The 22,219-nt window shown below is 38.2% G+C and carries 26 protein-coding genes and 1 pseudogene; 10 read left to right on the top strand and 17 right to left on the bottom strand.

Translation table 11 applies throughout. The annotated features are described in order from the left end of the window. Positions 1-233 precede the first annotated feature (233 nt). Both A7985_RS04130 and A7985_RS04125 read left to right on the top strand, forming a co-directional pair. Entirely contained in the window at positions 234-515 is a 282-nt protein-coding gene (locus A7985_RS04130) for a hypothetical protein (RefSeq protein WP_065789131.1), read from the top strand. Between the two features lie 117 nt (positions 516-632). Beyond that, the gene (locus tag A7985_RS04125) at positions 633-1,115 is read left to right on the top strand and encodes a hypothetical protein (protein WP_065789130.1); all 483 of its coding nucleotides are present in this window, start codon (positions 633-635) and stop codon (positions 1,113-1,115) included. A gap of 93 nt (positions 1,116-1,208) precedes the next feature. On the opposite strand, the pseudogene A7985_RS27125 reads toward A7985_RS04125, so the two are convergent. The 5 genes and pseudogenes from A7985_RS27125 to A7985_RS04100 form a co-directional block, all read right to left on the bottom strand. Further along, positions 1,209-1,469 (bottom strand): annotated as a pseudogene (locus A7985_RS27125) (Mor transcription activator family protein); the annotation flags it as partial. A gap of 20 nt (positions 1,470-1,489) precedes the next feature. Continuing rightward, the gene (locus tag A7985_RS26365; protein WP_176716680.1) at positions 1,490-1,645 is read right to left on the bottom strand and encodes a hypothetical protein; all 156 of its coding nucleotides are present in this window, start codon (positions 1,643-1,645) and stop codon (positions 1,490-1,492) included. A gap of 605 nt (positions 1,646-2,250) precedes the next feature. Continuing rightward, positions 2,251-2,589: a hypothetical protein gene (locus A7985_RS04110; RefSeq protein ID WP_065789127.1), complete on the bottom strand. Its 339-nt coding sequence runs from the start codon at positions 2,587-2,589 to the stop codon at positions 2,251-2,253. A 25-nt stretch (positions 2,590-2,614) separates the two neighbouring features. Next, entirely contained in the window at positions 2,615-3,022 is a 408-nt protein-coding gene (locus A7985_RS04105; RefSeq protein ID WP_065789126.1) for a hypothetical protein, read from the bottom strand. A gap of 461 nt (positions 3,023-3,483) precedes the next feature. Continuing rightward, the gene (locus tag A7985_RS04100) at positions 3,484-4,377 is read right to left on the bottom strand and encodes an alpha/beta hydrolase family protein (protein ID WP_065789125.1); all 894 of its coding nucleotides are present in this window, start codon (positions 4,375-4,377) and stop codon (positions 3,484-3,486) included. A 1,253-nt stretch (positions 4,378-5,630) separates the two neighbouring features. Here A7985_RS04100 and A7985_RS04085 point away from each other — a divergent pair. The 3 genes from A7985_RS04085 to A7985_RS04075 all read left to right on the top strand — a co-directional run bounded on the left by A7985_RS04085 (position 5,631) and on the right by A7985_RS04075 (position 6,969). After that, a complete protein-coding gene (locus tag A7985_RS04085) occupies positions 5,631-6,035 on the top strand; it encodes a type II secretion system protein GspG (RefSeq protein WP_065789123.1) in 405 nt (134 codons plus the stop codon). 99 nt (positions 6,036-6,134) lie between these two features. Further along, positions 6,135-6,629 (top strand): hypothetical protein, encoded by a 495-nt coding sequence (locus A7985_RS04080; protein ID WP_065789122.1) that lies wholly within the window; start codon positions 6,135-6,137, stop codon positions 6,627-6,629. A gap of 4 nt (positions 6,630-6,633) precedes the next feature. Then, on the top strand, positions 6,634-6,969 hold the full coding sequence (locus A7985_RS04075) for a hypothetical protein (protein WP_065789121.1): 336 nt from the start codon (positions 6,634-6,636) through the stop codon (positions 6,967-6,969). Between the two features lie 78 nt (positions 6,970-7,047). Here the strand turns inward: A7985_RS04075 and A7985_RS04070 are convergent, their stop codons facing one another. From A7985_RS04070 to A7985_RS04040, 7 genes are all read right to left on the bottom strand, one after another. Continuing rightward, on the bottom strand, positions 7,048-7,539 hold the full coding sequence (locus A7985_RS04070; protein WP_065789120.1) for a DUF6265 family protein: 492 nt from the start codon (positions 7,537-7,539) through the stop codon (positions 7,048-7,050). Between the two features lie 64 nt (positions 7,540-7,603). Continuing rightward, positions 7,604-8,665, bottom strand: coding sequence for a serine hydrolase domain-containing protein (locus A7985_RS04065; RefSeq protein ID WP_065789119.1), 1,062 nt, complete (start codon positions 8,663-8,665; stop codon positions 7,604-7,606). A 96-nt stretch (positions 8,666-8,761) separates the two neighbouring features. Next, positions 8,762-9,274, bottom strand: coding sequence for a DUF2867 domain-containing protein (locus A7985_RS04060; protein WP_065789118.1), 513 nt, complete (start codon positions 9,272-9,274; stop codon positions 8,762-8,764). A gap of 636 nt (positions 9,275-9,910) precedes the next feature. After that, entirely contained in the window at positions 9,911-10,435 is a 525-nt protein-coding gene (locus A7985_RS04055) for a hypothetical protein (protein ID WP_065789117.1), read from the bottom strand. Between the two features lie 241 nt (positions 10,436-10,676). Beyond that, a complete protein-coding gene (locus A7985_RS04050) occupies positions 10,677-10,877 on the bottom strand; it encodes a DUF1737 domain-containing protein (protein WP_065789116.1) in 201 nt (66 codons plus the stop codon). A 186-nt stretch (positions 10,878-11,063) separates the two neighbouring features. After that, positions 11,064-11,258, bottom strand: coding sequence for a hypothetical protein (locus A7985_RS04045; RefSeq protein ID WP_065789115.1), 195 nt, complete (start codon positions 11,256-11,258; stop codon positions 11,064-11,066). Between the two features lie 488 nt (positions 11,259-11,746). Next, entirely contained in the window at positions 11,747-12,202 is a 456-nt protein-coding gene (locus A7985_RS04040) for a hypothetical protein (RefSeq protein WP_065789114.1), read from the bottom strand. Positions 12,203-12,521: 319 nt separating this feature from the next. On the opposite strand from A7985_RS04040, the gene A7985_RS04035 reads away from it, so the two are divergent. After that, positions 12,522-12,734 carry a hypothetical protein gene (locus A7985_RS04035; RefSeq protein ID WP_065789113.1) on the top strand — a complete coding sequence of 71 codons (213 nt, stop codon included), beginning with the start codon at positions 12,522-12,524 and terminating at the stop codon, positions 12,732-12,734. Positions 12,735-12,794: 60 nt separating this feature from the next. On the opposite strand, the gene A7985_RS04030 is transcribed toward A7985_RS04035, so the two are convergent. Next, complete coding sequence (locus tag A7985_RS04030; RefSeq protein ID WP_065789112.1) at positions 12,795-13,352, bottom strand: hypothetical protein; 558 nt, start codon at positions 13,350-13,352, stop codon at positions 12,795-12,797. Continuing rightward, positions 13,352-13,855, bottom strand: coding sequence for an RNA polymerase sigma factor (locus tag A7985_RS04025; RefSeq protein ID WP_065789111.1), 504 nt, complete (start codon positions 13,853-13,855; stop codon positions 13,352-13,354). The genes A7985_RS04030 and A7985_RS04025 overlap by 1 nt, the downstream gene beginning before the upstream one ends. A gap of 298 nt (positions 13,856-14,153) precedes the next feature. Here A7985_RS04025 and A7985_RS04020 point away from each other — a divergent pair, with 298 nt between their 5' ends. Then, the gene (locus tag A7985_RS04020) at positions 14,154-14,396 is read left to right on the top strand and encodes a hypothetical protein (RefSeq protein ID WP_065789110.1); all 243 of its coding nucleotides are present in this window, start codon (positions 14,154-14,156) and stop codon (positions 14,394-14,396) included. Positions 14,397-14,480: 84 nt separating this feature from the next. Here the strand turns inward: A7985_RS04020 and A7985_RS04015 are convergent, their stop codons facing one another. Both A7985_RS04015 and A7985_RS04010 read right to left on the bottom strand, forming a co-directional pair. Beyond that, the gene (locus A7985_RS04015; protein ID WP_065789109.1) at positions 14,481-17,336 is read right to left on the bottom strand and encodes a TonB-dependent receptor plug domain-containing protein; all 2,856 of its coding nucleotides are present in this window, start codon (positions 17,334-17,336) and stop codon (positions 14,481-14,483) included. A gap of 616 nt (positions 17,337-17,952) precedes the next feature. Beyond that, positions 17,953-18,288, bottom strand: coding sequence for a hypothetical protein (locus A7985_RS04010; RefSeq protein ID WP_065789108.1), 336 nt, complete (start codon positions 18,286-18,288; stop codon positions 17,953-17,955). Positions 18,289-18,688: 400 nt separating this feature from the next. Here A7985_RS04010 and A7985_RS04005 point away from each other — a divergent pair, with 400 nt between their 5' ends. After that, entirely contained in the window at positions 18,689-19,030 is a 342-nt protein-coding gene (locus A7985_RS04005) for a hypothetical protein (RefSeq protein WP_065789107.1), read from the top strand. Positions 19,031-19,258: 228 nt separating this feature from the next. Here the strand turns inward: A7985_RS04005 and A7985_RS04000 are convergent, their stop codons facing one another. Then, a complete protein-coding gene (locus A7985_RS04000) occupies positions 19,259-19,765 on the bottom strand; it encodes a peptide-methionine (S)-S-oxide reductase (protein WP_065789106.1) in 507 nt (168 codons plus the stop codon). Positions 19,766-20,045: 280 nt separating this feature from the next. Between A7985_RS04000 and A7985_RS03995 the strand changes: the two genes are divergently transcribed. Then, entirely contained in the window at positions 20,046-20,735 is a 690-nt protein-coding gene (locus A7985_RS03995; RefSeq protein WP_065789105.1) for a response regulator transcription factor, read from the top strand. A 94-nt stretch (positions 20,736-20,829) separates the two neighbouring features. After that, positions 20,830-22,194, top strand: coding sequence for a sensor histidine kinase (locus A7985_RS03990; protein WP_065789104.1), 1,365 nt, complete (start codon positions 20,830-20,832; stop codon positions 22,192-22,194). Positions 22,195-22,219 lie beyond the last annotated feature (25 nt).

Below are 22,219 nucleotides of genomic sequence, written 5' to 3'. Positions count from 1 at the left end.
CCCCTAGTTTTTTGAGAACTTTGCTTTTTAGCTCCTTAACTAGCAACTTGCCCCTGTACTCATGGAAACGACCCAATGGGTCGTAATTATATATTTGGTAAAACAACAGAACCATAAAATTGTGATATGTAGCAACATGTTATTATTTATGTTAAAAATGGACCAATCAGATAAATAACCGAACTATTCGACCCATTGGGTCGATATTAAATTGTTATGTTGCGAGGATAACCATGAATCTCACTGAAAAATGGAGTTATATCGAAGCTGAATTAATATCCGCTTTCGAATTACTACCTAGTAACATTGTGGAGTCTGATAATGGTTATAGAAAAAAAGATTTCTTCGACTATATAAAAGCCAATGAGCTGCTCTTAGCTATGGAAGAATTGGATGGCGTAATTGAAGATAATCCAAGCCAGTCCAAAGAGTTTTGGCAACACTTAATCAATGCTTCCAAACTGATGGGGAATAAGCATTTGGTTAAATACGAGTCGATAATTAAAGCAACATAACAAACGGTTTATGGTGGGACGCATAAAACTTGGCTTATGCTCCTTCGTCGCTAATTTTTGCCAAGTCTTTTACGCCCCATAACCGGGCGTAGGTGTCATTCTTATAGGTCTAGAGTTATGTCGAATAAAGAAAGGCTGGATAAAAAGCTTTCACTTCTAAGAGAGAAACGTAATCAAGAAAATAATCTTGAGTTTTTAAAGCAGTCTTTTGAAGGTTATGTATTTATAAATAAAAAACTTAGTGATAAAAAAATTAACGAGTTGTACAATCGATGTTCGGATATGAGAGCACATGACAACGTTACGAGAACAAAAAACTATCTAACATCTGATACCGAAATCATAGTAAATGCTGTGCTCAAAGAGGTAGCACAGAAATTAGATATAACCAGAGATATTTTTGTTTCTATAGAATTACCAGATCATAAATTTAGTACATGGCAAAAACTGAGAAAAGAGGGCTTCATTGCGTTTTTGAATGTTGTTTACGAAAGAGGTGGCCGTTTTATTTGCCAACTAAATAATGAGTTTTTTCTTTGTTCCCAGTCGGGGGATTGCTTTGAAGAATACTGGGTTGCAAAGTTAGGCTGCATCAACTGATACATAACAAGTGTATTAAGAACGACAGCTTCCGACACAAGTAAGAATCAATGAAACCAGCCCCACACCTAACAACGAAGGCTGATCATAAACCTACAACTTCAACTCCATCTGCTTATGCGCGTCGCCAACTAAAATCGGTGCGCCGTCGGCTTCGGAGGTCACTATTAAGTTGATCATTTGTCTGGTCAACTTATAGCGCCTTACTAAATTTTGTACTGAAGCGCCCTGCTTAAACTTCTGCCTTACATTGATGTTTCTAAGCTGGATTAAAATCTTGTCCAACTTTGGTATTTGGCAAGTACTGCCAGCGTGGTTAGATAACGCCCTCACTATGTCAACGCTAAACCGCTTACAAAATTCGTGGTTAGGTGTTAAAACAAGTTGCCCTGCTCTTCACTTAAGGCTTTTACTGCATCATCCAGCCCCATAGTTACTACAAATAATCTAAGCCCATGTGGTAGCATTGGCGTTTTGGTGGTATAGAGCTTAGCGAAAGCTCCCAAGCTCCCAAGCTCCCAAGCTCCCAAGCTCCCAAGCTCCCAAGCTCCCAGTGTAACTTACCGCTGCTCTTCTGCAATTCAAGATCAGCCAATTCGAACCAATCACAGCCTTTAATCACCCTTTTTAACTTTATGAAATGTTTCGTTGCGTCTCTAAAACTAGAGTTGCAGTTGCTTGTTAAGTTTTACTTGCCCTTTTTCAATTAGATACCTAATACAAGAGCGGTAAAAATTGTCACTCTCAATTAGAAACTCGTATGTAGTATTTTCCATTTCATATAGTACACAGCCCACCTCTGTAGTGTAGTAATCTCCGATTGATTTCTTTCCACTATTGTTAGACAAAAAATCCTCAATTTCTTTAGCATTATATTGAGCCAAATAGTTAATGCCTGTATGACATCTAACGCACTCGCCTGCAACACTAGTTAGCTCATCACAATAAGCTAAGGATTCTAATGAAATACTGGATGTCTAAGTCGATTTCGTTTGTAGAAAACGAGCATTGAATTGAAGCTTAAGATTTAAGATATGAGCCGAGAATCGTAAATTAACGAAGTCCAATTTAAGTTGTTTTTTTATCTAGTTTCAAAACACGCGTTACGACTGTTAATTGTTTAGGTATGTGCTTGTTAAGTGCGAACTGTAATACAAAAGTGTAATTCCTCATCCGATTCAGGGTTATCTTTTTCCCAGCCTGCTTTATCCGAACGAATCGTTTCCCTACAAATACTAGCGGCCTCAACTACCGTACAATTTTCTAAACTTACAGTACCTTGCGGAGCACTACCATGCCCAACGCGACCATCACTGGTCTTTACCCAGCCTTCCCAACCGAGTATCAAATACTCCTCATTTTCAAAGAAATCAATTACTTCCAATGCTTCGTTATAAGGGAGCACAACCTCTTTGGCAGATAAAGATTTGGACGATAGCCTTTCTGGTAATAGCGATAATGCTCTTTTCTTCATACATATAACGCCTGTTAGTAATTTGTTAGCATTCAAGCTCCTCGATAACGAATTGTCCCGTTGATTCTACCCAACTTCCTTCTGGGACATCTAAGTGATAATCACCTAATTCATTATCAGATAAAATTGGAAGTAACGAATTAATCTTAAACAATTTATCATCATCTTCGTCCAACTCGAAACCATCGTATGTGCCAACAACACTTGTTGCGATAGATTTGGTCTTTTTATTCGTTAACTGCCAGTCAGCGTGCCAATACCTTAGAGACGCATTTTTCAATTCGTAGAATGGAAAACAGCTTTTAAACCAATCAATACTACCAATGAAATAGCAGACAATAGTTAAATCGAAATCAGGGAAATAAACCTCAGCTTCACCTTCATTTTCGCAACTACATGGTGCGATACTTTTTATAATTACTCGATAGTTCATATTGAATGCTAACTCCCCGCTAAACGGGACAATTACTCCAGTTACCTTGCGATAAAATAAGCGAAGCGAATCACAAAGCAACTTGAAGTGTTTAGCTTCGGTTTAAGCGGCTTGTTATGTGTTTCTAACTGATTTCATACGATTTACACATAGCAATTTAATATCGACCAACTAGTTGGGCCGTTTATCTGATTGGTCCATTTTTAACATAAATAATAACATGTTGCTATATATCACCATTTTAAGGTCATGATGTTTTAACCCATTTGGTCGTTTCCATGGCTATAGGGGCAAGTCTCTATTTAAGGAGCTAAAAAGCAACGTTCTCAAAAAACGATGAAGGTCCGCTTTTGGCTCAGAACTGACAGCCGGTGAAATAGATACTAAAGACATAGATCTAAACGTATTTAACCAAGTCTAATTTCTAATGTCCATTTATCCAACTTCAAAACGCGCTACAATTAATCGCCCTGAGTGTTTTGCTTTATCCAATGTATCGCAATATCTAGGGGTTCTGTTTTATTGGTATTGTGCCCTAACGATGGAAATAAAACATACTCAAACGGTTTACCCTGAGCCTTTAGTATATTGAGTTGCTCCATACACATTTTGACTGGAACCTGTATGTCTTTTTCTCCAAAAAGCCAAAGTCCTGGTATCGATAGGTCATTCAAAGAATCTTTCGGATCTGTGGCTTTAAACTGGTATCTATCAGGATCATTTTTGGTATGTTTACGCGCAGTCTCATCAGTATGATTCTCCCAAAAATCCTCTCTACCATTGGTGTAGAATTGAAATCTGAGTTGCTCTAAAGTGGTGATTGTCGGGCTGCTAAAAAGCACCATAAATTCTACCAACGGGTTTTGAACCGCGGTAATAGGGATAATCCAACCGGCTTGGCTCGCACCCAAAAGGCCAATAGGCAATTCATCGTCATGCTGATGGATAACATTTATCGCTGCACTTGCGTCTTTTGCTAAGAGGTTGAGATTCTCAACGCTGATGTTGTTGGTTCCCACTTGAGGCCCAGCATAAACGCCACCCGACTCTCCTACTCCCCGCTTGTCATACGTCAAAACTAATAAACCACTCTTAGCTAATAACTCTGCTAACTCGGTCATACGTGGTACAGGATCAGAACCATGTACTAACACAACCGCTGCTTTCGCATCTTTAGGTTTATATATGTTCCCTACTAATTTTACGCCCTCACTCTCAAAAATAATATCTTTAACCAAAATTGAGTCTTTCGTTTGATGTTTTTCTTGATTGGAAGCACGACTCAGATTGTTATCGTTTGTCACACAACCTGATGTAAAAAATAGGAAAAAGATTAAACCGCTTACTAACTTCATATTTAAACAACTCCTTAGTTTCTTAATTCCAAGAAGACCGTAGATAAGGTATGCTTTTTGTTCAGACAAACGCTCGCAGCAGAAATGGACATATACATGTTACAGCACCTAAGTAATTACAAATATCCATTTACCTACTAAGAATTTAACAGTGAGCGATTGATGCGCTTATCTACCGGCGGTCATCTTATTTTTATTATTTTAAAATTAGTATCAAATTGGCCGAGCTATTACTAGGTAGCTTCTATTTTTAATGTGTAACAACATGTCTTAATCAAAAAAATAACCCGACTAATGACTTGACGATCCCTAGTTGCCTGTTGTTTATCTACATGTTCTTCCATGCTCTTCTGTAGAGCCCTAAAAAATTAAATTTAAAAAGACCCCCCAGTATCGCTGCCTTGTTAGGCTTAGTTTATACGTGTTACGATCGTATTCAGGTTGGTTGGGATCGAAACACAGAAAGCCACAGAGCCTGCAGGCGGCAGTTATTTTTGTATGAGTTACCCACCTTTAGGCTATTTAGCAATATTAAGAAATGACGAGTTGATGAAAACAGTAGAGGGTGATTTAATTAAATTTGCTTTGCAATGTAACTTTGATGTAATTGTCCACGGCTGCAACTGTTTCTGCACCATGGGAGCTGGTTTACCAAAGCTATTATGTCTGAATTCCCAGAAGTGTTTCGAGCAGCAAGCAAAGGGTCACTGCAAAAGCTAGGCGCATAATCACAAGCAGCAATTCAACGAAACGGAAAAAGCATTACGGTGGTTAATGCGTATACACAGTTTTATTGGCGTGGTCGTGGTATAAAAGTTGAGTACAATGCTATTCAAAGCGTATTCTCTCAAATCAAAGAAGAATTTATAGGACAGTGTATTGATATCCACAGATAGAAGCAGGTCTGGCAGGCAGAGACTGGAAGGTCATTTCAGATATCATTGATTCAGATCTAGCTGGTGAAAACCATACACTTGTGAAGTTTGCACCTTAGGAAAATATTTAAATATGGACAAAGCGTTTAGAGTGGTCGCAGTAATTTTTCTTATATGTTTCTTAGTTGGTTTTGGCTATGAAATGTACTTTATGAATATGCATATGAATGACAGTGACGTATACCTTAAGGTAGTATCTACGGAAGAAGACTATATCTTTTGGCCAGAATACAAGTTTTACGCGCTTTTAGTTAGCATAGTTTGCTTAGTCGGTTCGAAATTTGTAAAGCCCTGAACTTTTTAAGGTAATGAGCTGATATGAAAACGGTATTGATAGGATTATTAGCCGTAGTGTCTTGGTTTTTCTTTTCAATTATTTACCCAGACAGGTGTTTCCGCCATACATTAGCTTTAGACAAGACCGCTCTAGATATTAAAATTTTATCTGAGGCTGTTAAGTTATACAGATTAGAGCTAAATTTCCTACCAAAATCTCTCCAAGACCTTGTACCAAAGTACGCTTCAGAAATACCGATTGATGTCTGGGATAGAGACTATATTTATGAATCCACTTTTGATGGCTACCAAATATCTACATATGGGTCCGACGCTGCTAAAGGTGGAATTGGAGCATCCGCCGATATACATTCAGATATGACAAAGGAAGAATTTGAGAAAATTGTAGAGAGTATAAAAAGGCCAATTTGGGGTTGTAACAGTTAATTTGTTACGGTGAATAGAACTGAGCGTTTGAGTGTCATTATTTTATTACCTTTTAGCGTACTTTAACTCGTTAGGACAAAAGCAAAGGACATATTGTATATGAGGTTTCAACTATTTAAGTTAGCCAGCTGCTTATTATTCTCAAGCTGCTTAAGCGCAAATGAATCGACGCTGATAGGTTCGGGCTCTAGCTCATATTATGCACAATACTACATAGCCAGCCCGGTTAGTTTAAATGAGCTACTTTTAACTGAAAGAGAGGGTGGCTTGCATAGCGTACGGCTATTGTGTTGTTTCGGCGAGGAACATTTTATTGGTGAAGTGGTTAAGTATTATGAAGATCATATTCCAAATGAACTAAAAAGAGCTTTAAAATCCTCGGGTAATTTGCATAATCCTGTGCTGTCACCCTTAAAAGAGCACTTTAAAAATGCGCTTAGGTCTACTTCAGGATATCAACTAATAAAAGAAACGCTGAAACGATATAATTATGAAATAAAGTCTATTTGGTTTGAGAAGTTTACTTTTCGCAAAGACGCAATTCATGCAGATATTAACTTTGAAATTTCACACATTCCCAGTAAGGAACAATAATTTCGTGAACAACTTAAGCCGCTACTACCCTGTGCTCCCACTGATTATTTTGCTAGGTATCGTATTCGTAATTAGCTTTTCTGAATATTGGGCCATAGGGGTAACGCAAAGCCCGGAAATTCTAAACAACTACAATTTTGGTTCGGAAGCAATGATATATCATGGAGGCGAAATATATCGTTCGGCAGCTTCATATTCTGAATATCATCTTTTACTCGCGCTGATTAGTCTGTCGACTATCGCAGCAGTAGTTGCGATAATTGAAAAGTGTAAGTCTCACCAAGTTTTTAAATCTTACTTGTTCGTTGGTGCGCTTTTAGCGCTATGGTTATTGGTCTGATAACAAATAAAACAGCTCCCTAACTACAAAGACAGAAGCTTTTATAGACACCGGCTTCGGTCGAAACTATTTGGTTGTTTACTTACTATGTATGCCTGCCTTGTTATCTCTAATGCCAATAAAATCAATTGAGAAACCTTTCCCCTTTTCACCAGAAACAAAAACAGTGATGTTTCCATCTTCAGTTAATTGGTAACTTAGTTTCTTAGGAAAGTCATGCTTCGAATTCTCAAATATTGCAGTTTTATCTGTACAACTTGTTAATTTGAATGCAATTGGTAGTTCGTTGCTCGCAACTTTAGCGAGATAAAATATCTCTCCGGACATTTCAACTAGCCGTAAAGATTCAGAGCTCACGATTTTATTTTTTTTGAGAGAGTACGTGCTACCCGACCCTTCAAAGGATTTCTTGCTTACTTGCTTCCACGATTCATTAATTTTAACTTTACTGCTTTTAGAGCTCCAATTGCCTACAAGCCAAGCTAATGACTCGACAGAGTCACAAGGTTTAGCTTGTAATACAGGAGAAACAACTAAATACATTAACATCCAAATTATTGCTCTCAACATTGATCACAACTCCATTGTATTAAAAAGGTAACTACCACCTTACTAGGTAGCTTGTTAAATTTTATTACCACTGAGAATTCTGTTTTAAAACTTTTGTGATAGTGTTCGCAATTTCCCAACGAGGTGTATTACTTGAGTTAGTTAGGATAATTAGCGCATTTTCACTATCCGGGTAAGTGAGTACGAGTGATTTATAGCCTCTAATACTCCCTGGGTGCCTAGCAACTGTGTCGTTTGAATTTGTATATACTTGCCACCCTAGCCCCATGTATATTTCACCCCAAGATGTTTTTACTTGGGGCTTTAACATATCTAAGTATGTTTGCTTATTCAAAATAGACGAATCACGAGAAAGTGTTAGCGCAAGCCACTGACTGAGATCGTTTGTATTTGAGATAAGCCCTTCGCTTGGGTTAAATGATAGATCATAAGGTCTCTGATATGACTCATCGATTACTTTTCCTTTGTAGGTCGGTTTCGCTTCAGAATAAAATGCATTTTCGCCATTGAAATAACCACTCTTACTCATCTTGGCTGGTATCAGAATGTTGTTAGATACGTATTTTTCAAAGCTCACGCCCGAAACTGCACTTATGACAGCCCCTAAAACATTATAGTTAGTGTCACTATATTCGAAGGTCTTATTTTCAACCTTTGTGAGTGACGATTTTTTTACCAATTCTAAATATGAACTTATGGTTCTTTGTTGTTCATAGCCGACTGGTTTAACGTTATCACCTAAACCGGAAGTATGCGTGAGTAGCTGCTTGACCGTAATGTCACTCTCTTTGAAATGGGGTAAATGTCGACCAACTTTATCATTTAACGCTATCTTATTTTTCTCTACTAACTGCATGATAGCTTGAGCCGTAAACAGCTTTGAAATAGAAGCTACACGAAACAAAGACGTTGGTTTTGTTGCTTTTTTCATCTTTGCGTCTATAAAGCCGAAACCTCTGGTATAACTCACTTTACCGGATGTGATTACAGCTACGGACATAGCTGGGATATTATTTTTAACGCGGATATCCTCAAGCGCTGATGTCAACTCATCATATGTATTCACCTTATTGGCTAGAACATCAGAGGACATGGATAACAGTACAATCAAAAGTAATTTATTCACTGTGCTACCTTAAAAAACGAAAAGAAACAGCTGAATTTGCACCTTTAAATCTGTGCTTTTATGCGATAACTAGAACCGCTTTGTCACTTAAATATCTCAGTTTTTACGCTCTATTTGCGGCAGTGCTTTTAACGAAGATGGTACGATTAACTTGTGTACAGGTGCTACGAAGAACATGTATATTTTTCCAAACATATTATGCACATGAACTACAGTATTTGCATACACACGCGCTTTGCTACCATTTGGTTCGACATAAAATGACACTTTTACATCTAGATGTTTGTCCCGGTCTTCAAGGATCACTTCGTTGTGTGTATGAGAATGCAGTATAAAAATACCAACCCTTTCACCGACCTTATAGTCTGTCACTAACTTATCATTATCAATGCCAGACAACGCCCCAAGGTTTTTGAGACCTAACTTTGACACAATATTATTTCGTATAGACATCAGATGTTCGACCCAACTTGGAATACCTCTAGCAATTGAAAGGAATATATCTAAAGCAGGTTGATTTTCGTAGTCTATGTCACACGCGAAACAATCAGCAAAATAGGCGTCGGTAGTATATGTGCTAATTCTCGAATTTTCTGGGATACGTTCCATGTCAGTTTCCTTATGAAAGTATGAAGATCAAATAAAACTTTAGATATTTCAGCACAATAGAACTTATTTTCCTATTCTATTCGTTGTGCACTTCATTTGCTTCAGGTTCGCTTGTTATTAGTTATGCTAATTTATCGCCTAGAACACTATCAATTAATCTATATACCTAGCAGCAATAGTCAACTTTCTTTTCAATACAAGTTATACCAAGGTAAGTTTATATAGGCTTTTTCACCACATTATTGGGCTTCTCTTTTTGTACCATCAGATTAAATAGCAGGTTTTCCCATTACAGAAGAAATAAAAAACTTATCTGTATATAATTGAGCAGGCGAGCTTGGTCGATTAAATCATCACTTTCACTTAGCGAACAAAACACTTCTAGCACTTAGGTTCGTTTATAAATTTTAAAAAAGACAAATAATCAAGCAATAGTTAGTCAGAAAGCTTCCTTTATAAAAGTACTATTTACGCCTCACTCAGCAAATTACTGCATAAGTAAAGTGCAAAAAAGTATAGATACTGGCCAGCAAGCCCTGCATCTCGAAAAGCGGTGGTCAATAAGGGATATTTTTAAAGACATTGAATGCCCATTTCAAAAACTTTAAAAGAAACGGGCAATATCGAAATTATAAACTAACAACCTGCTGTTTTTTTAAAGTCAACGCACTGACCACCGATATAGGTATCTATAATCTTGTCAACACACTGCATATTAGATTGCGAAAACTCACTGTACATCTTTCCTATTTCGTGGGCTGCGGCATTCTTTTGCAGGATTGCGTTTCTTATTTCGTCATTCTTATTGATTAAAAGCTCTATCTGCGTCTGAATTGGCTCAGCTTTGCAGTATCGTTTCTCATAGATTTTCGCTGTATCACGAAACATATACAGTTGGATATTCAGCTTTTCAATGTAATCTTCGGTGCGATCGTTTTCACCCGTTCTTTTTAGTTCCGCTATTTCCTTGCCTTTTAAAGACAGCTTATATGATTCTTTTTTTAAACTTAAATACGCTTCATATAAAGGCTTAAATCTATCATGTCTCGTATTTTCAGTTTCCTGATTAAATGTTTTGATAGCAAAATATAGCACACCTAATGCGATTAATATTTCGGGTATGAACTTGATAACACTGATAAAATCAAATTGTTTACTCATTTTTCTATTCCATTTAATGTAATATCGTTAAAACCAAGCGGCCCCTACTACTAATCGCTCAATTTGTTATCTACGCAATCAAGGTGTTCAAACTAACATAGTACAAAGCACGCCAGCTGCTCGGCTGCTCCTGATTTCTAACAGAAAGTGAAATCGTGATACACACAGCTTCATATGACTAGAATTAGACAGTAAATTTGTTACGACTTAGCTATTCAACATAATTAAATTTCAGCGCTACTTAGTAAGATCTTAAGTCAATACCCTCGTGAAATTCTTCATCGGGGACTTCTTTAACAAGTGCTTGCCCCGCAATCGGTGTTTTTCCATCAAAAGTTAGTGTTGGGCTACCGTGAAGTTGCCAGCCGCTATTAAGAGATTGAGAAACTCGCATACAAAATACCTCATCATCTGGTCCTGTGACGAACCTATATAATTTCATTCACTTTCCTTCTATACAATTGAGAAATTCGACTGTTAACTTTAAGAAATGGGCAAAATCCACAAACCTAATTCATAATTTTCTTTGCAGATAACGACATTATTTTTAATGTTTGGGTTTTGTATTCTTCAACCCGAACCTTTTGAGGGGTTTATTGAAGAAGCGCTACTTGGCGCTTCAATTGAATTAATTTACACCGTCACAAGTCCAGCCCATGCCGCATGTCTTTGCTTGTCTATCTGTGAAAAATGGGCAACCTCTATCGTATTCTGTTTCGCCGCCGCCTCGTCTACCACCGGCAATTAATGGTGTTGCAAATTGGTTAAGTGGCTGACTATTAGATAGGTTTTTAATCTTAGATTTGTTTAGTTTTAACTTCATTTTTAATGTCCTTTTATTATTTATGAGATTATAAACTAATCAACACACAATTGATTGTCAATAATATATTGTATCCAATATTATCGATCGCTAATCTCATATGTGACTTACAGAGTTTTCAAACCTCGCTATATGGGCCTTATTTAAGTGCCCTATTATAAGCCCTAGTCGCAGCCCCCTTCAGAATCGTTATCTCCTTGATAACCAGTACGATCTTTAGATTTAAAATCAATACAAAACCACACGCCTTTTTGCGCGTCACAATACATGCAATAGCCCGCAAATATTAAAATTAAGCCAAATAGAGAATTCGTGCGCTGAATTATCAAAATTCCAAAAAAAACAATTAAACCCGCAAATATCTTTTGAAACCAGTCACTACACCTGGCAGGCCAAAGAATTAGCCTGTCTCAGATAAACCCTGCATGGAAGCTTTCATCGACCCTTCACCGCTATTATCATCGCATGAATCTGATGACTAACGTCAACTAATGCCAAACAGATACAGGAAATGATAGCCGCATAAACTTGCGAGATACGCTGTCTAACTTTACCCCAAACTCTATAATTTCATCGGCGGACCAACCATCGGGGTGGAGCCAATTTTCTTGGTCCAAAGCACATAAAATAGCAAGATCTTTGTCAATAAACCCTATTGGAGCAGCCACCATCCCCCACAGCATAACCAGTCGCCCTTCGGTTTCCTCATTGCGTGGACTATTAGACTCTAGCGTTCTAAAATACTTTTTTGTCTCCATTAACGCTTTCGACACTTCAATAATTATGGTGTCTCTAATGTAATGGTTTTCCATCGGTATTGAATAAAGTTTGTAAGCAACATCGTTTAATTTTGAAATGAGCGCGTTATGCGAGCCAACATATTCTTTTTCAAATAATTCGATGTGTGCATCTTTGGCAACAACAGTTAAAGGTTTAAGAGCCATATGCGATCCCTCCAAAAATTTTAGGTATGCAATTGTCAATTGCGCAATATTAGGTTTAGCAAGTAATCCCCTTTTTTTACAAGTATCGAATAGGCAGTTTTTACTGTTAACTTTCTTTATCTCGAGAGTGATATCAAGATTAGCGCAAACTGACAGAAGCGGAATACAACATAGTTCTATGTATAACCGCTAGATAGATAACGCTCTTTATTTCTACGCTTACATGATTTAGGATGCCCAGCTTGAGAGTTGGCTTAGAAATTTTGAATGCTAGCCACAACACAAGTTGTTACGACATAATATGTTTTGAGGAATATCCATGCCGCCTGAATTGATGACAGATTTAACGATTACTTTAGTAATATTTTTAGTCTCTATAGGAATGGTCTTTAAAGGTAAAGTTTTAAAAGCAGCAAAAACCGAAACACCTACAACGAGCCTTGAAAAGCTTCACAAAAGAGGTGCTATGTTTCTGATTTGTGGTTCTATTGTCGCAATAATACAAGTGATTAAGCTTGTGTCTTTTTTATAGTAAACAAGCTTTAACAGGGACGTTAAAAAAGGTATTTTTGCTTTATCAACTCGCCGAGATTCACTGTTCAAGAGTGAGCAACACACGCTTCGCAGCGCGACGCTTAACAAAAAAAACGCTTTGCGCGACACCTAACACCAAAAACGATATCACAATATGTAAGCCACTATCAGCGTCGCATGGTGCAAAAACACATTTGCTGACAGCAAACACGCCCATTGCAAGAACGAATACCCAGGTTGCCTTGATGCTGAGGTCCCATCTTAAAATTTCATTTTTAAGTAGCTTTTTATGCGCTTCGATAGAGCTGCTTAACTGCCCACTTTTTAAGTGCTTTAAGCTACTCAAGCGGCTTTTACTCATTAACACGAATAACGTAATACCCCAAATGGTTGCAAACCCTACCCAGATTTGCTTTATCAACGATGCTTTTTCTATAAGTGACATTAAAAACAGGCTGCTAACAGCCAATATTGCAACGCACTCTATTACAATATTGAGCTTTAAAATGAAACCATGTCTTTTATGACGCTTTATCAGCTTATCCATGTGCGGCAAAGATTTTTGCTCAGTTGATTGCCAAAGCGATGACAATTGTTCAAACTCGTTATTATCCATTAGTTCATTCCCGCTAATAATTTTGTGAGCTGCTCTTTTGCTCGATGGAGCCTGATCCCTACATTCGCCTCGCTAATTCCTAAAACATCGCTGATTTCAACATTATTTAGGTCTTCTAACTTTAAAAGCATGACCTGTCTTAAACTCAGCGGCAGTTTATTAACGGCATTCATGAGATGTTTTTGCCTTTGTGCTTGAAGCGCATCAGCTTCGGGAGAGGTGTGCTCACAAATAGTTTTGTCACTCAACTCATCCTCAGAAAGCTTGCTATGACGCCTGATATGATCAATTGCCGTATTGTGTATGACTCTATAGACATAAGTATTAATCGAACATTGGCCGTTAAATCTGTCTAATGAACGCCAAACAGACAGCGCCATTTCCTGTGCGAGCTCGTCGGATAACGCGGAGCGATTCTCATAACCGGAGGCCGCTCTACCTATCTGTGGCCAGTACTGCTTTATAATAATCTCTTTTTCTGAGTCCTTGGTGAAGGTTACCAACGATATACGTCTCCAAAGTTTTTTTACTAGTAGTCGTCACAAACTGCGATCTATTACACCTTTTTTTAAAATATTTTATATATCGAAATAAAAACTGTGTACCACTGATAAAAAATGTGTAATGGCTTGCGAGTTTCACCGACTAACCAAAGAACATGAAAACACAAGTTTACTGAGTAGTTTTGGATTACAAACTGTCACGAGCAAGCTCTCACTTAAGGCAGAAAGAAATTTAGCTAAAGCCTAGCACTCATTGAACTCAATAAATACAAAACAGTATAACATCAAGGATATCAATATGATTACCGAAGCCTTTAATAAAAAAACAAATGAAAAGACACTATTTCTTGCTTGGCTATTTGCGGTTGCTAGCTGGATAAATACCGCTTTGGTTATGGTGTATTCACCATTTTCCATACTAGAAATAGGCGCTCTTATCTTTGCAGTGACGGTGACCCAAGGCGCGCTATATTTGACAAAACAGGTAGGCAAAAAGAACCAGATGATTGGCTCAATCTATAAGTGCTTATTTGAATGCTAATACATTGAATCAAGTAATTAAAAAAGCCCCTTTCGGGGCTAGTTCAATTAAATTGATATTGGCAAAGGAACCAACATCAAAAAATTAAAACTTATAAGATAACTCTAAATACACTAAACGACCTAAGTTATCATAAGTAGAGCTTTCTTCTGTTGTACCAGTTGAATACTCAATAATTGCCTTATCGAATAGGTTGTCGATACCTAGCTTAGCAGTAATGCCATTCTCGAAGCGATACCCTGCAGTCACATCACTCACAACATAAGTTGGCCAACGCATATGATTCGATGGGTTCGGATTTGTCGCTAATTGATCTGGACGGAAACGACTTGTTTCTTCTACATAACGCAACTTCCAAGAAGCAAAAAAGTCTTCGTATTCATAGCCAACATCAAGTGCGCCAGACCAGCTCGGCTCTGAGTCAACCCCAGCATATTCTTCAAAGTTATCTAGCTCATCCTGGAATGGGTAGCTCTTACGATCAATTAAACGAGTTGCCATCAATCGAGTTTTAAAGTTACCAAAACCAGTTTTAAAGTCATAGTTAACTTCAAAGTCCACACCGGAAGATTCTTGTCTTGCAATGTTCAGTACTTTATTTTCAATCAATGAAATTTGGTTACTGCTATTACGAGAGATCAGCGCGCAATATTGGTTGGTAACGCTATCTGAATCGACACAACGTTCAACAATCTGCTGCGCTAAAATGGTATCAATCGCATCTTCTAGTTCAATATTCCAGTAATCAACAGTAAAACTTAAACCCTCGATAAAACTCGGTGTGAATACAGCACCAACAGTGTAACTTGTTGATTCCTCAGCTTTAGCTTCTAAGTTACCAGATTGTAATCCACGAACCCTTGCATCGTCATATGAATCATCAAAGCCTGCTGGCACACCTAAAGCGGCACAGTTTGCTCTGCGTTTGCTTTGCGCTTCACCTGAGATTGAAGTTAGATACTTTTCTCGACATGGATCATCGATTGAATAAAAGGTTTCACTTGCAGCACCAAATAGCTCACTAATGTTCGGTGCTCTAATAGCTTCAGACAAGGTAGCTCGGAACCTAAGATCATCGTATAACTGCCAATCCAGACCCACTTTCCAACTCGTTACTTCTCCCACCGTACTATAGTCAGCGTAACGGGCTGCAAGCTCTAATGTTAACGTATCAATTAGTGGTAAATCACCAAGGATTGGCATTGAGGTTTCAACGAACACCTCAGATACGTCATATTTACCAACATCCTCTCCCAAGGCATTGAAAAATGTATCGCCGGATTTGGCGTTTTCATCTTCTGTTGAGCGACTCTTTTCTTCTCGATATTCTAAACCAAATGCTACACCCATTGGGCCTGCTGGTAATTCAAAAAGCGCAGGGTTAGACAAGCTCGCGCCTGCATTCAACTGTTCAATTTTACTTGTGCCTGTCGATACTGTGTTAACGTAGTTTATCGACTCCTGACTTGGACGGTTGTAACCCATAATATCCATCGGAACACAGCCATTTTGGCGTGCAGTTTCGTCACGACAAACCACATTGCCTTGGCCATCAGATACCGCGTCAACCGCTGCGAAGAAATTAGGCACGACTAAATTGTTATAGTTAGCTCGCTCTAATTCCGTTGTGCCTGAATTAATAAATACCTCGTAATCCCAATCTTCGGCCACGACACCTTCAACGCCAAGAACGAATCGTGTTGTTTCACGTGTGTTGATCTCAAATCGACGTCCAATATCATCGTTGAATCGCATTACTGAGATAGAATCAACGCCTTTTTCATCCATTAAATCGGCCGTAGACGAATGTAAAAATGGGTTATCACGCTTAATCAGAAGATTTCGCGTAAAGAAGCTAGGCTGTCCCCAATCTTCCGATTCGATACGTGCATATTTACCTTCGAAGTACACGTTCATGTTATCGTTTACATCAAAGTTTGATTTAAAGTTCACAATATGACGATCGAATGTTGGTTGAATTTCGCTGAATTTTCTTAGATTCATAAATTCACAATCGGTACAACCCAAGCCATCTAACTTGTCGTAATTCAATCTAAGTGGGCGAGATGAACCATCTTCATTGAACGTGTACCATAGACCATCAACACGGTAGGAGCCCGCTTCATTAAGGCCATAAATACCTGCATTGTTATAGAATATTTCGTCAGGGTTATTGATATCATCCGGTCGTGTCGGATCTTGGTCAAAGTTTGTTAGTTCTCGATTCGCGTAGTTTGTAAACTCATTGTCTAAGGCATTCAACCTATCCTGAGTAGCGAATTCGTATGAAACACCAAAATTACCGCGGCCATCGAGAATGTCTTGACCGAAAGAAATGCTAAATTTATGGTTGCTGTAGTCCGAGTTTTCAGCTTCACCACGTGTCGCAGTGACAGAAAACCCTTCTATGTTTTTTTTCAGAATAAAGTTTACTACACCAGTAACCGCATCCGCACCGTATATCGCAGACGCGCCACCCGTAATGACCTCAACTCGGTCTACCCAAGTTGTTGGGATAGTATTAGTATCGACAGATGAGGTACCTGCACTACTCGCTACATGCCTCTTACCATTTACCAGTACAAGTGTTCTTTCGTAACCCATGCCTCGTAAATCAAGAATATTTAAGCCTGATGTGCCGATGAACCTGCCTGAGTTCTGCATACCGAATGTCGGCTTTAAACTCGGAAGTTTGTTGAGTGCTTCACCGATGTTTAGTGCACCAGTATTAACGAGCTCTGCGCCAGTGACGACTGAAACTGGACTTGGAGCGATTGTTCCCTCACGCAAAATACGTGAACCTGTTACTTCAATTTTTTCTATGTCTTCTTCGCTCACTTGATTCGCTTGAGCAAAGTGCATAGGCGCGGATGTCAATGCCCCGAAACAAAGAAGCTTAATTGACATACAAAGGGGGTTTAGTCTTCTAGTTTTTCCCATTATATTTCCTTACTTTCCTTATAAATACCGAAAAAATGAGTGTTGAGCCTAACTTTTGAATGTTAACTCCAAAACACCTATCTTCCATCATAATATGTTAATTGTCTGTTTGTAAATTAGGTAACAAAAATTTTGTTACATATCTTATTTAATTCTCTTCCGGCATTAATTTTACAAAAATTAATAAAGAGACAGATAGTAAGTCGAACGAAATCGCACTTTGTGAATAAAAATCTAAAAGCGATATCAGCATTAAAAAAGGCAATATAAATCAATGCAATCGGAATGAGCCACGCTAGAAATGGTGGGTTTATGTATAAGTTTGTAAAAGGAAGTGTTCACGTTAAGTGTTAGAGACTCTCCTAGACAGACTAAAAAAGTTGCTCAACTGAAGATTTAAATAGCTCAAAACATTTACAGAAATCACAACACTTCGCTGGCTATCATTGATAACATCTGAATAAATATTTTATAACTTTGAGCCTGGGGATTACTTTGTAAACCACGCATACCTTACTTCTTAGACCCTAAAATAGAAAGCGACTGCCATCACTTTAAATTAAACAGAGCCTTTACAATAAAGATAGGCTCTGTTGTTTTTGGATATGTAATGAGCTTAAACTATTTCAATTGGTCCATGATCATCACAATGGTCACCATGTTGATGTTCCAGTCTGCCTTCTACTATATAATCAACATGATCCCCGTGTTGAATGGACTCGTGACCGCAGTTAGGACCATGAACATGACCGTTAGATTGATGGGCACGATTACACTCATCAGGGTTAACAGAACTGACTTCAATAACATGTTCATCACAGTGATCACCATGTGGGTGGTGTAATTTCCCGTCAACAACATAGTCGACATGACCAGCATGGCGCACTGCTGTGTGACCACAGTTAGGCCCATGCGTATGGTTTGAGTGTTTATGTGATTGTGAGCAAGACATTATGTATTTCCTTGTTTGATAGGATTCATACATAAATTTAGTGTATGTTTTCACTAACGCAAAAAGTACTTCCCCTTCGTTTTTAAAAAATCGCAAAGAGGCTGCGAGAGGCTAGCTTTAGAATTTCTAGTACTTGCTCAGTTCCGGTAAAGTTGCCTACTTCGTAAAACAGACAGTATTTATCCTCGTTTAAATGAGTGTGGTATGTTAAGTAACCAGTTTGTTTCATTTACTAGATCATTTTACCCTTAATTCTTTACTTTATTCCCCTGCACACACGCCCAGTTAGGGCGTAAACCTAAAGTTACCTTGCCAAAAGTGCAATACGTTTTGTGTATTGTTTAAATTACATGCAATCGCTATAGTCTAAAGTGATTATTTCACAATCAGGAGAATCTCTATGAAGGAAATTATATTGGTATTGTCACTCGGTGTGACATGTTCTGTAGTTGCGAGTGAGCATAAATCTCACGACAAGCATCAGCACACGCATAATTACAACTGTGGTCATGCTTCGGAATGGCATAAAGACCATTTTGATTACAATCATAATGGCCATGATCATCACAGTCATGCAGGTGAGACGCACGAAGCTAAAGTCAAATTGCACAATAAGCACAAACATGGTCATGGACTAGATTGCGGTCACAAAAGTCGTGTTGAGCATGGTCGTGTAGAATATAATCATGATGGTCACTGGCATCACCAACACGGTGATCACTTTCATGAAAACCATGGTTAATGGTAAAAATATCACCCTAGCCTAGCTTTTTTGCTGGGCTTTCTCTGGAACTTATAAAAACAAGTTGCTTTTAACATAATAATAAAAAGAATATAAATCAGACTGCAAATTCTTTAATTTAGAATGTTGATTAAAATATTATCGGGTTTTTAATTTACCTTATTCGACAAATAAGAACGGTCTTGAAATAACGGCTTGATTGAACCTCTAACTGGTATTAGACCTACGCTAATACAGTGCCTTTTTAACTTTTACCTCATCGACTTTTTCACCGAATTGTTCAAGTAGCTTTTTTAGTTTTGGGGTTATAATGTTCTTACAAAACGGTCGTGATGGCTCTGTATAAAAATAATTTTGGTAATGTGCCGCTGACGCTTTAAACTCATTAAATATGAGAGCTTGCGTTATAATTTGCTCTTCAAAGCCCTTACCTAGCAAGTCCAAACATTCTTCCGCAGATTGTTTTTGCAATTCATCAAAACAGTATACAGCGCTACGATATTTATCCCTTCGGCTATGGTTTGATGTTGAACTATGAGTATGAAGGTGTATTTCGATAAGATCACATAGCGTTATAACTTCAGTATCAAACTCAATCAAAATGCCTTCAGAGAACCCGCTTTGATCCCCAATGCTATTTACCCACCCTTGTGTGACTTTAATAACACCATTTAAAGAGGTAAAAATAGCCTCTGTACACCAATAGCAACTTCCACCTACGCCAAGTTTGTTCATTATAAATACCTCGAAAGCAATAACGTCACTGTGTTACACAATGCTTGCTGGAACGGACAACACAAATTTCACTCGCATACGCAAACAAATACCAGTACCGAACACATCATTAACGCATTAGTTTATATAGTGAGAGTGAATATGAAACTAATTGATATATGCTTAAATGTAGGACTATGAATTCACCTTATAGACTCGGAAATTTTTTCAGACTATGAACTATATTTCAAAGCCTTAGTCCTATCCTGTTGAGATAAATCCAAACAATAATGAGATAAACATGACAAAGTCCGTCTTAATTGTAGAAGATGATACCGAAATGGCAGACCTCACTTCGATGCTTTTAGAATCAGAAGGCTATCAATGTGCAATTTGTTCGGATGGCGATAAAGCAATCGATGCGGTAAAAAACCATATTCCAAGCTTAGTATTACTCGATTTAATGTTGCCGGGAAAAACGGGGCTTGAAATATGTAAAGAGTTACGTGCATTCTACACTGGCGCTATCTTAGTTCTAACAGGAAAAGACAACGATATTTCAGAGGTTGCTTTGCTAAAAGCCGGTGCAGATGACTATGTGTTAAAACCGATGAAACCACATGTATTGATTGCGCGAATTGAGTCAATACTTCGCAGAATGTCGCAAACGTCCCCTTCCCCTACAGATCACTTCTCGGTCAGCGGCCTCAATATTTACCCTAATAAGCGTACTGTGAAGTTGGATACAGGAGAATTACTGAATTTGACCACTGCAGAGTTCGATATATTACTTTTACTTGCCCAAAACGCAGGCTCTGCCGTTTCGAGAGATGAGTGCTCAAAAGCGTCGCGTGGTATTGAAAGTGACGCATATGATCGAGCAATTGATATGCGAATCTCTGGGCTGAGAAAAAAACTCTCTAATACTTCCCTTGGAGACACAATTATCGTTACGGTTCGCAATAAAGGATACATGCTTTCTAAGACTTAAAATGACTATCTGATACATACCCTTACACAGTCTTAATCCAATAATCTAAGCATTGGTAATAAACTGGCTTTAGACCAACTGATGGGAGTAGACCTTGAAAAAGCGCATTCATATATTCTGGCATTTTTACTTAGGCATATTACTGTCGATAGTAACTATCTCCCTGTTTACTATTGTTTATTTTTCTCATATAGGAGAGGAATATGCAATTAGAGCTTTTGTAATCGATGCAAAACAAGTTGCTTCATATGCTAACGCCAATGCACAACAAGCCAAAATTAATGATTTCGATTGGAGCTTAGAAATAGACAAACATGGGTTGAGAGTCAGCATGCTTGAGGCCGATGGGGTTTTAGATTATTTAGCGCCTATGGAATTTGTTGCGCAAGTGGATAGAACCGATGTTTACATTGACCCAAAAAGAGACATTTATATATCTTTACACCCGATGACTGTAGGAAATGACTTCCTTATTGTGAGGGAAATCGACTTTGAGAAAGAGTTTGATAAGTTGAACACTTACCAAAAGAATGAAATCAAACTAAATGACGAGGAAGACGCTTTAAATACTCAATTTCAAATGACCATAATCATTGGCTTTGTCGTGGCAATCGCATTGACGTTACTTGTTTTACTGACATGGCTAAAAAAGTTTTTGAGACCAATCCAGCAAGCAAGTTTGGAATGGAGAGAAGGTAATTTAGCGACGCGTATAGATGTAACCTCGCCAGAACCATTTTATACATTGTTTGTGACCATGAACAAAATGGCCGAAGACCTTGAAAACTTGATTGAAGAACAGAAGGTTATGTCTTTTGCTATGTCTCACGAATTACGGAACCCTTTGAATGGTCTCTCTCTAGCAATTGAAGTTGTCGCTAGGGAGCACGATTATTTAAAAGATGATCCCGCTTATAACAAGTTGAGGCGGTATGCCAGTGAGTTAGAGAACTTATCACTAAACATTTTAACCTTAGCGAAAGTCTCAAATGTCGAAAGCCATGCCACTTTTGAAACGTGTAACTTCTCAAACCTCGTTGCAGAAAGAGTGGAATTTTATTCACAAAGCAATCCAAAAATTCAATACCAAAGTGAAATTGAACCTGATCTAAAGCTCAAAGCGCTGCCCCTATATCTCGAGCTCATTGTAGACAATATCGTCTCGAATGCAGCTCGCTATACTAAGTCGATGGTGACAACTAAATTGCAACTATCAGAAAAATGGGTTGAGTTGATAGTGATAGACAACGGACCCGGCATTGCCCCTGAGCAATTGGATTTTGCTATGATGCCGTTTTCTAGGCTTGATCACAGTAGAAGTAAGTCCAGCGGCGGCTTTGGATTGGGACTTGCGATTGTAGGCTCCGCTGTAAAACGCTTAGCTGGTACGATCGAACTTACTAATAACGTGAGTCAGGGCTTAACGGTTAGAGTTAAGCTACCAAACAACACGCATTAAAGTTAAGTAATCAAATTAACTCACC

It is taken from the genome of Pseudoalteromonas luteoviolacea (genome assembly GCF_001696455.1).
Taxonomy (GTDB): Bacteria; Pseudomonadota; Gammaproteobacteria; order Enterobacterales; family Alteromonadaceae; genus Pseudoalteromonas; species Pseudoalteromonas luteoviolacea_C.
Note: the sequence above shows the minus strand (reverse complement) of the source record. Positions and strands in the feature narration are given on the sequence as shown.

Excerpts from the sequence above, each read along its gene's own strand:
- A7985_RS04130 (WP_065789131.1), top strand. The coding sequence starts at position 234 with ATGAATCTCACTGAAAAATGGAGTTATATCGAAGCTGAATTAATATCC.
- A7985_RS04125 (WP_065789130.1), top strand. The coding sequence starts at position 633 with ATGTCGAATAAAGAAAGGCTGGATAAAAAGCTTTCACTTCTAAGAGAG.
- A7985_RS04110 (WP_065789127.1), bottom strand. The coding sequence starts at position 2,589 with ATGAAGAAAAGAGCATTATCGCTATTACCAGAAAGGCTATCGTCCAAA.
- A7985_RS04105 (WP_065789126.1), bottom strand. The coding sequence starts at position 3,022 with ATGAACTATCGAGTAATTATAAAAAGTATCGCACCATGTAGTTGCGAA.
- A7985_RS04100 (WP_065789125.1), bottom strand. The coding sequence starts at position 4,377 with ATGAAGTTAGTAAGCGGTTTAATCTTTTTCCTATTTTTTACATCAGGT.
- A7985_RS04085 (WP_065789123.1), top strand. The coding sequence starts at position 5,631 with ATGAAAACGGTATTGATAGGATTATTAGCCGTAGTGTCTTGGTTTTTC.
- A7985_RS04080 (WP_065789122.1), top strand. The coding sequence starts at position 6,135 with ATGAGGTTTCAACTATTTAAGTTAGCCAGCTGCTTATTATTCTCAAGC.
- A7985_RS04070 (WP_065789120.1), bottom strand. The coding sequence starts at position 7,539 with ATGTTGAGAGCAATAATTTGGATGTTAATGTATTTAGTTGTTTCTCCT.
- A7985_RS04060 (WP_065789118.1), bottom strand. The coding sequence starts at position 9,274 with ATGGAACGTATCCCAGAAAATTCGAGAATTAGCACATATACTACCGAC.
- A7985_RS04055 (WP_065789117.1), bottom strand. The coding sequence starts at position 10,435 with ATGAGTAAACAATTTGATTTTATCAGTGTTATCAAGTTCATACCCGAA.
- A7985_RS04050 (WP_065789116.1), bottom strand. The coding sequence starts at position 10,877 with ATGAAATTATATAGGTTCGTCACAGGACCAGATGATGAGGTATTTTGT.
- A7985_RS04045 (WP_065789115.1), bottom strand. The coding sequence starts at position 11,258 with ATGAAGTTAAAACTAAACAAATCTAAGATTAAAAACCTATCTAATAGT.
- A7985_RS04040 (WP_065789114.1), bottom strand. The coding sequence starts at position 12,202 with ATGGCTCTTAAACCTTTAACTGTTGTTGCCAAAGATGCACACATCGAA.
- A7985_RS04035 (WP_065789113.1), top strand. The coding sequence starts at position 12,522 with ATGCCGCCTGAATTGATGACAGATTTAACGATTACTTTAGTAATATTT.
- A7985_RS04030 (WP_065789112.1), bottom strand. The coding sequence starts at position 13,352 with ATGGATAATAACGAGTTTGAACAATTGTCATCGCTTTGGCAATCAACT.
- A7985_RS04020 (WP_065789110.1), top strand. The coding sequence starts at position 14,154 with ATGATTACCGAAGCCTTTAATAAAAAAACAAATGAAAAGACACTATTT.
- A7985_RS04015 (WP_065789109.1), bottom strand. The coding sequence starts at position 17,336 with ATGGGAAAAACTAGAAGACTAAACCCCCTTTGTATGTCAATTAAGCTT.
- A7985_RS04010 (WP_065789108.1), bottom strand. The coding sequence starts at position 18,288 with ATGTCTTGCTCACAATCACATAAACACTCAAACCATACGCATGGGCCT.
- A7985_RS04005 (WP_065789107.1), top strand. The coding sequence starts at position 18,689 with ATGAAGGAAATTATATTGGTATTGTCACTCGGTGTGACATGTTCTGTA.
- A7985_RS04000 (WP_065789106.1), bottom strand. The coding sequence starts at position 19,765 with ATGAACAAACTTGGCGTAGGTGGAAGTTGCTATTGGTGTACAGAGGCT.
- A7985_RS03995 (WP_065789105.1), top strand. The coding sequence starts at position 20,046 with ATGACAAAGTCCGTCTTAATTGTAGAAGATGATACCGAAATGGCAGAC.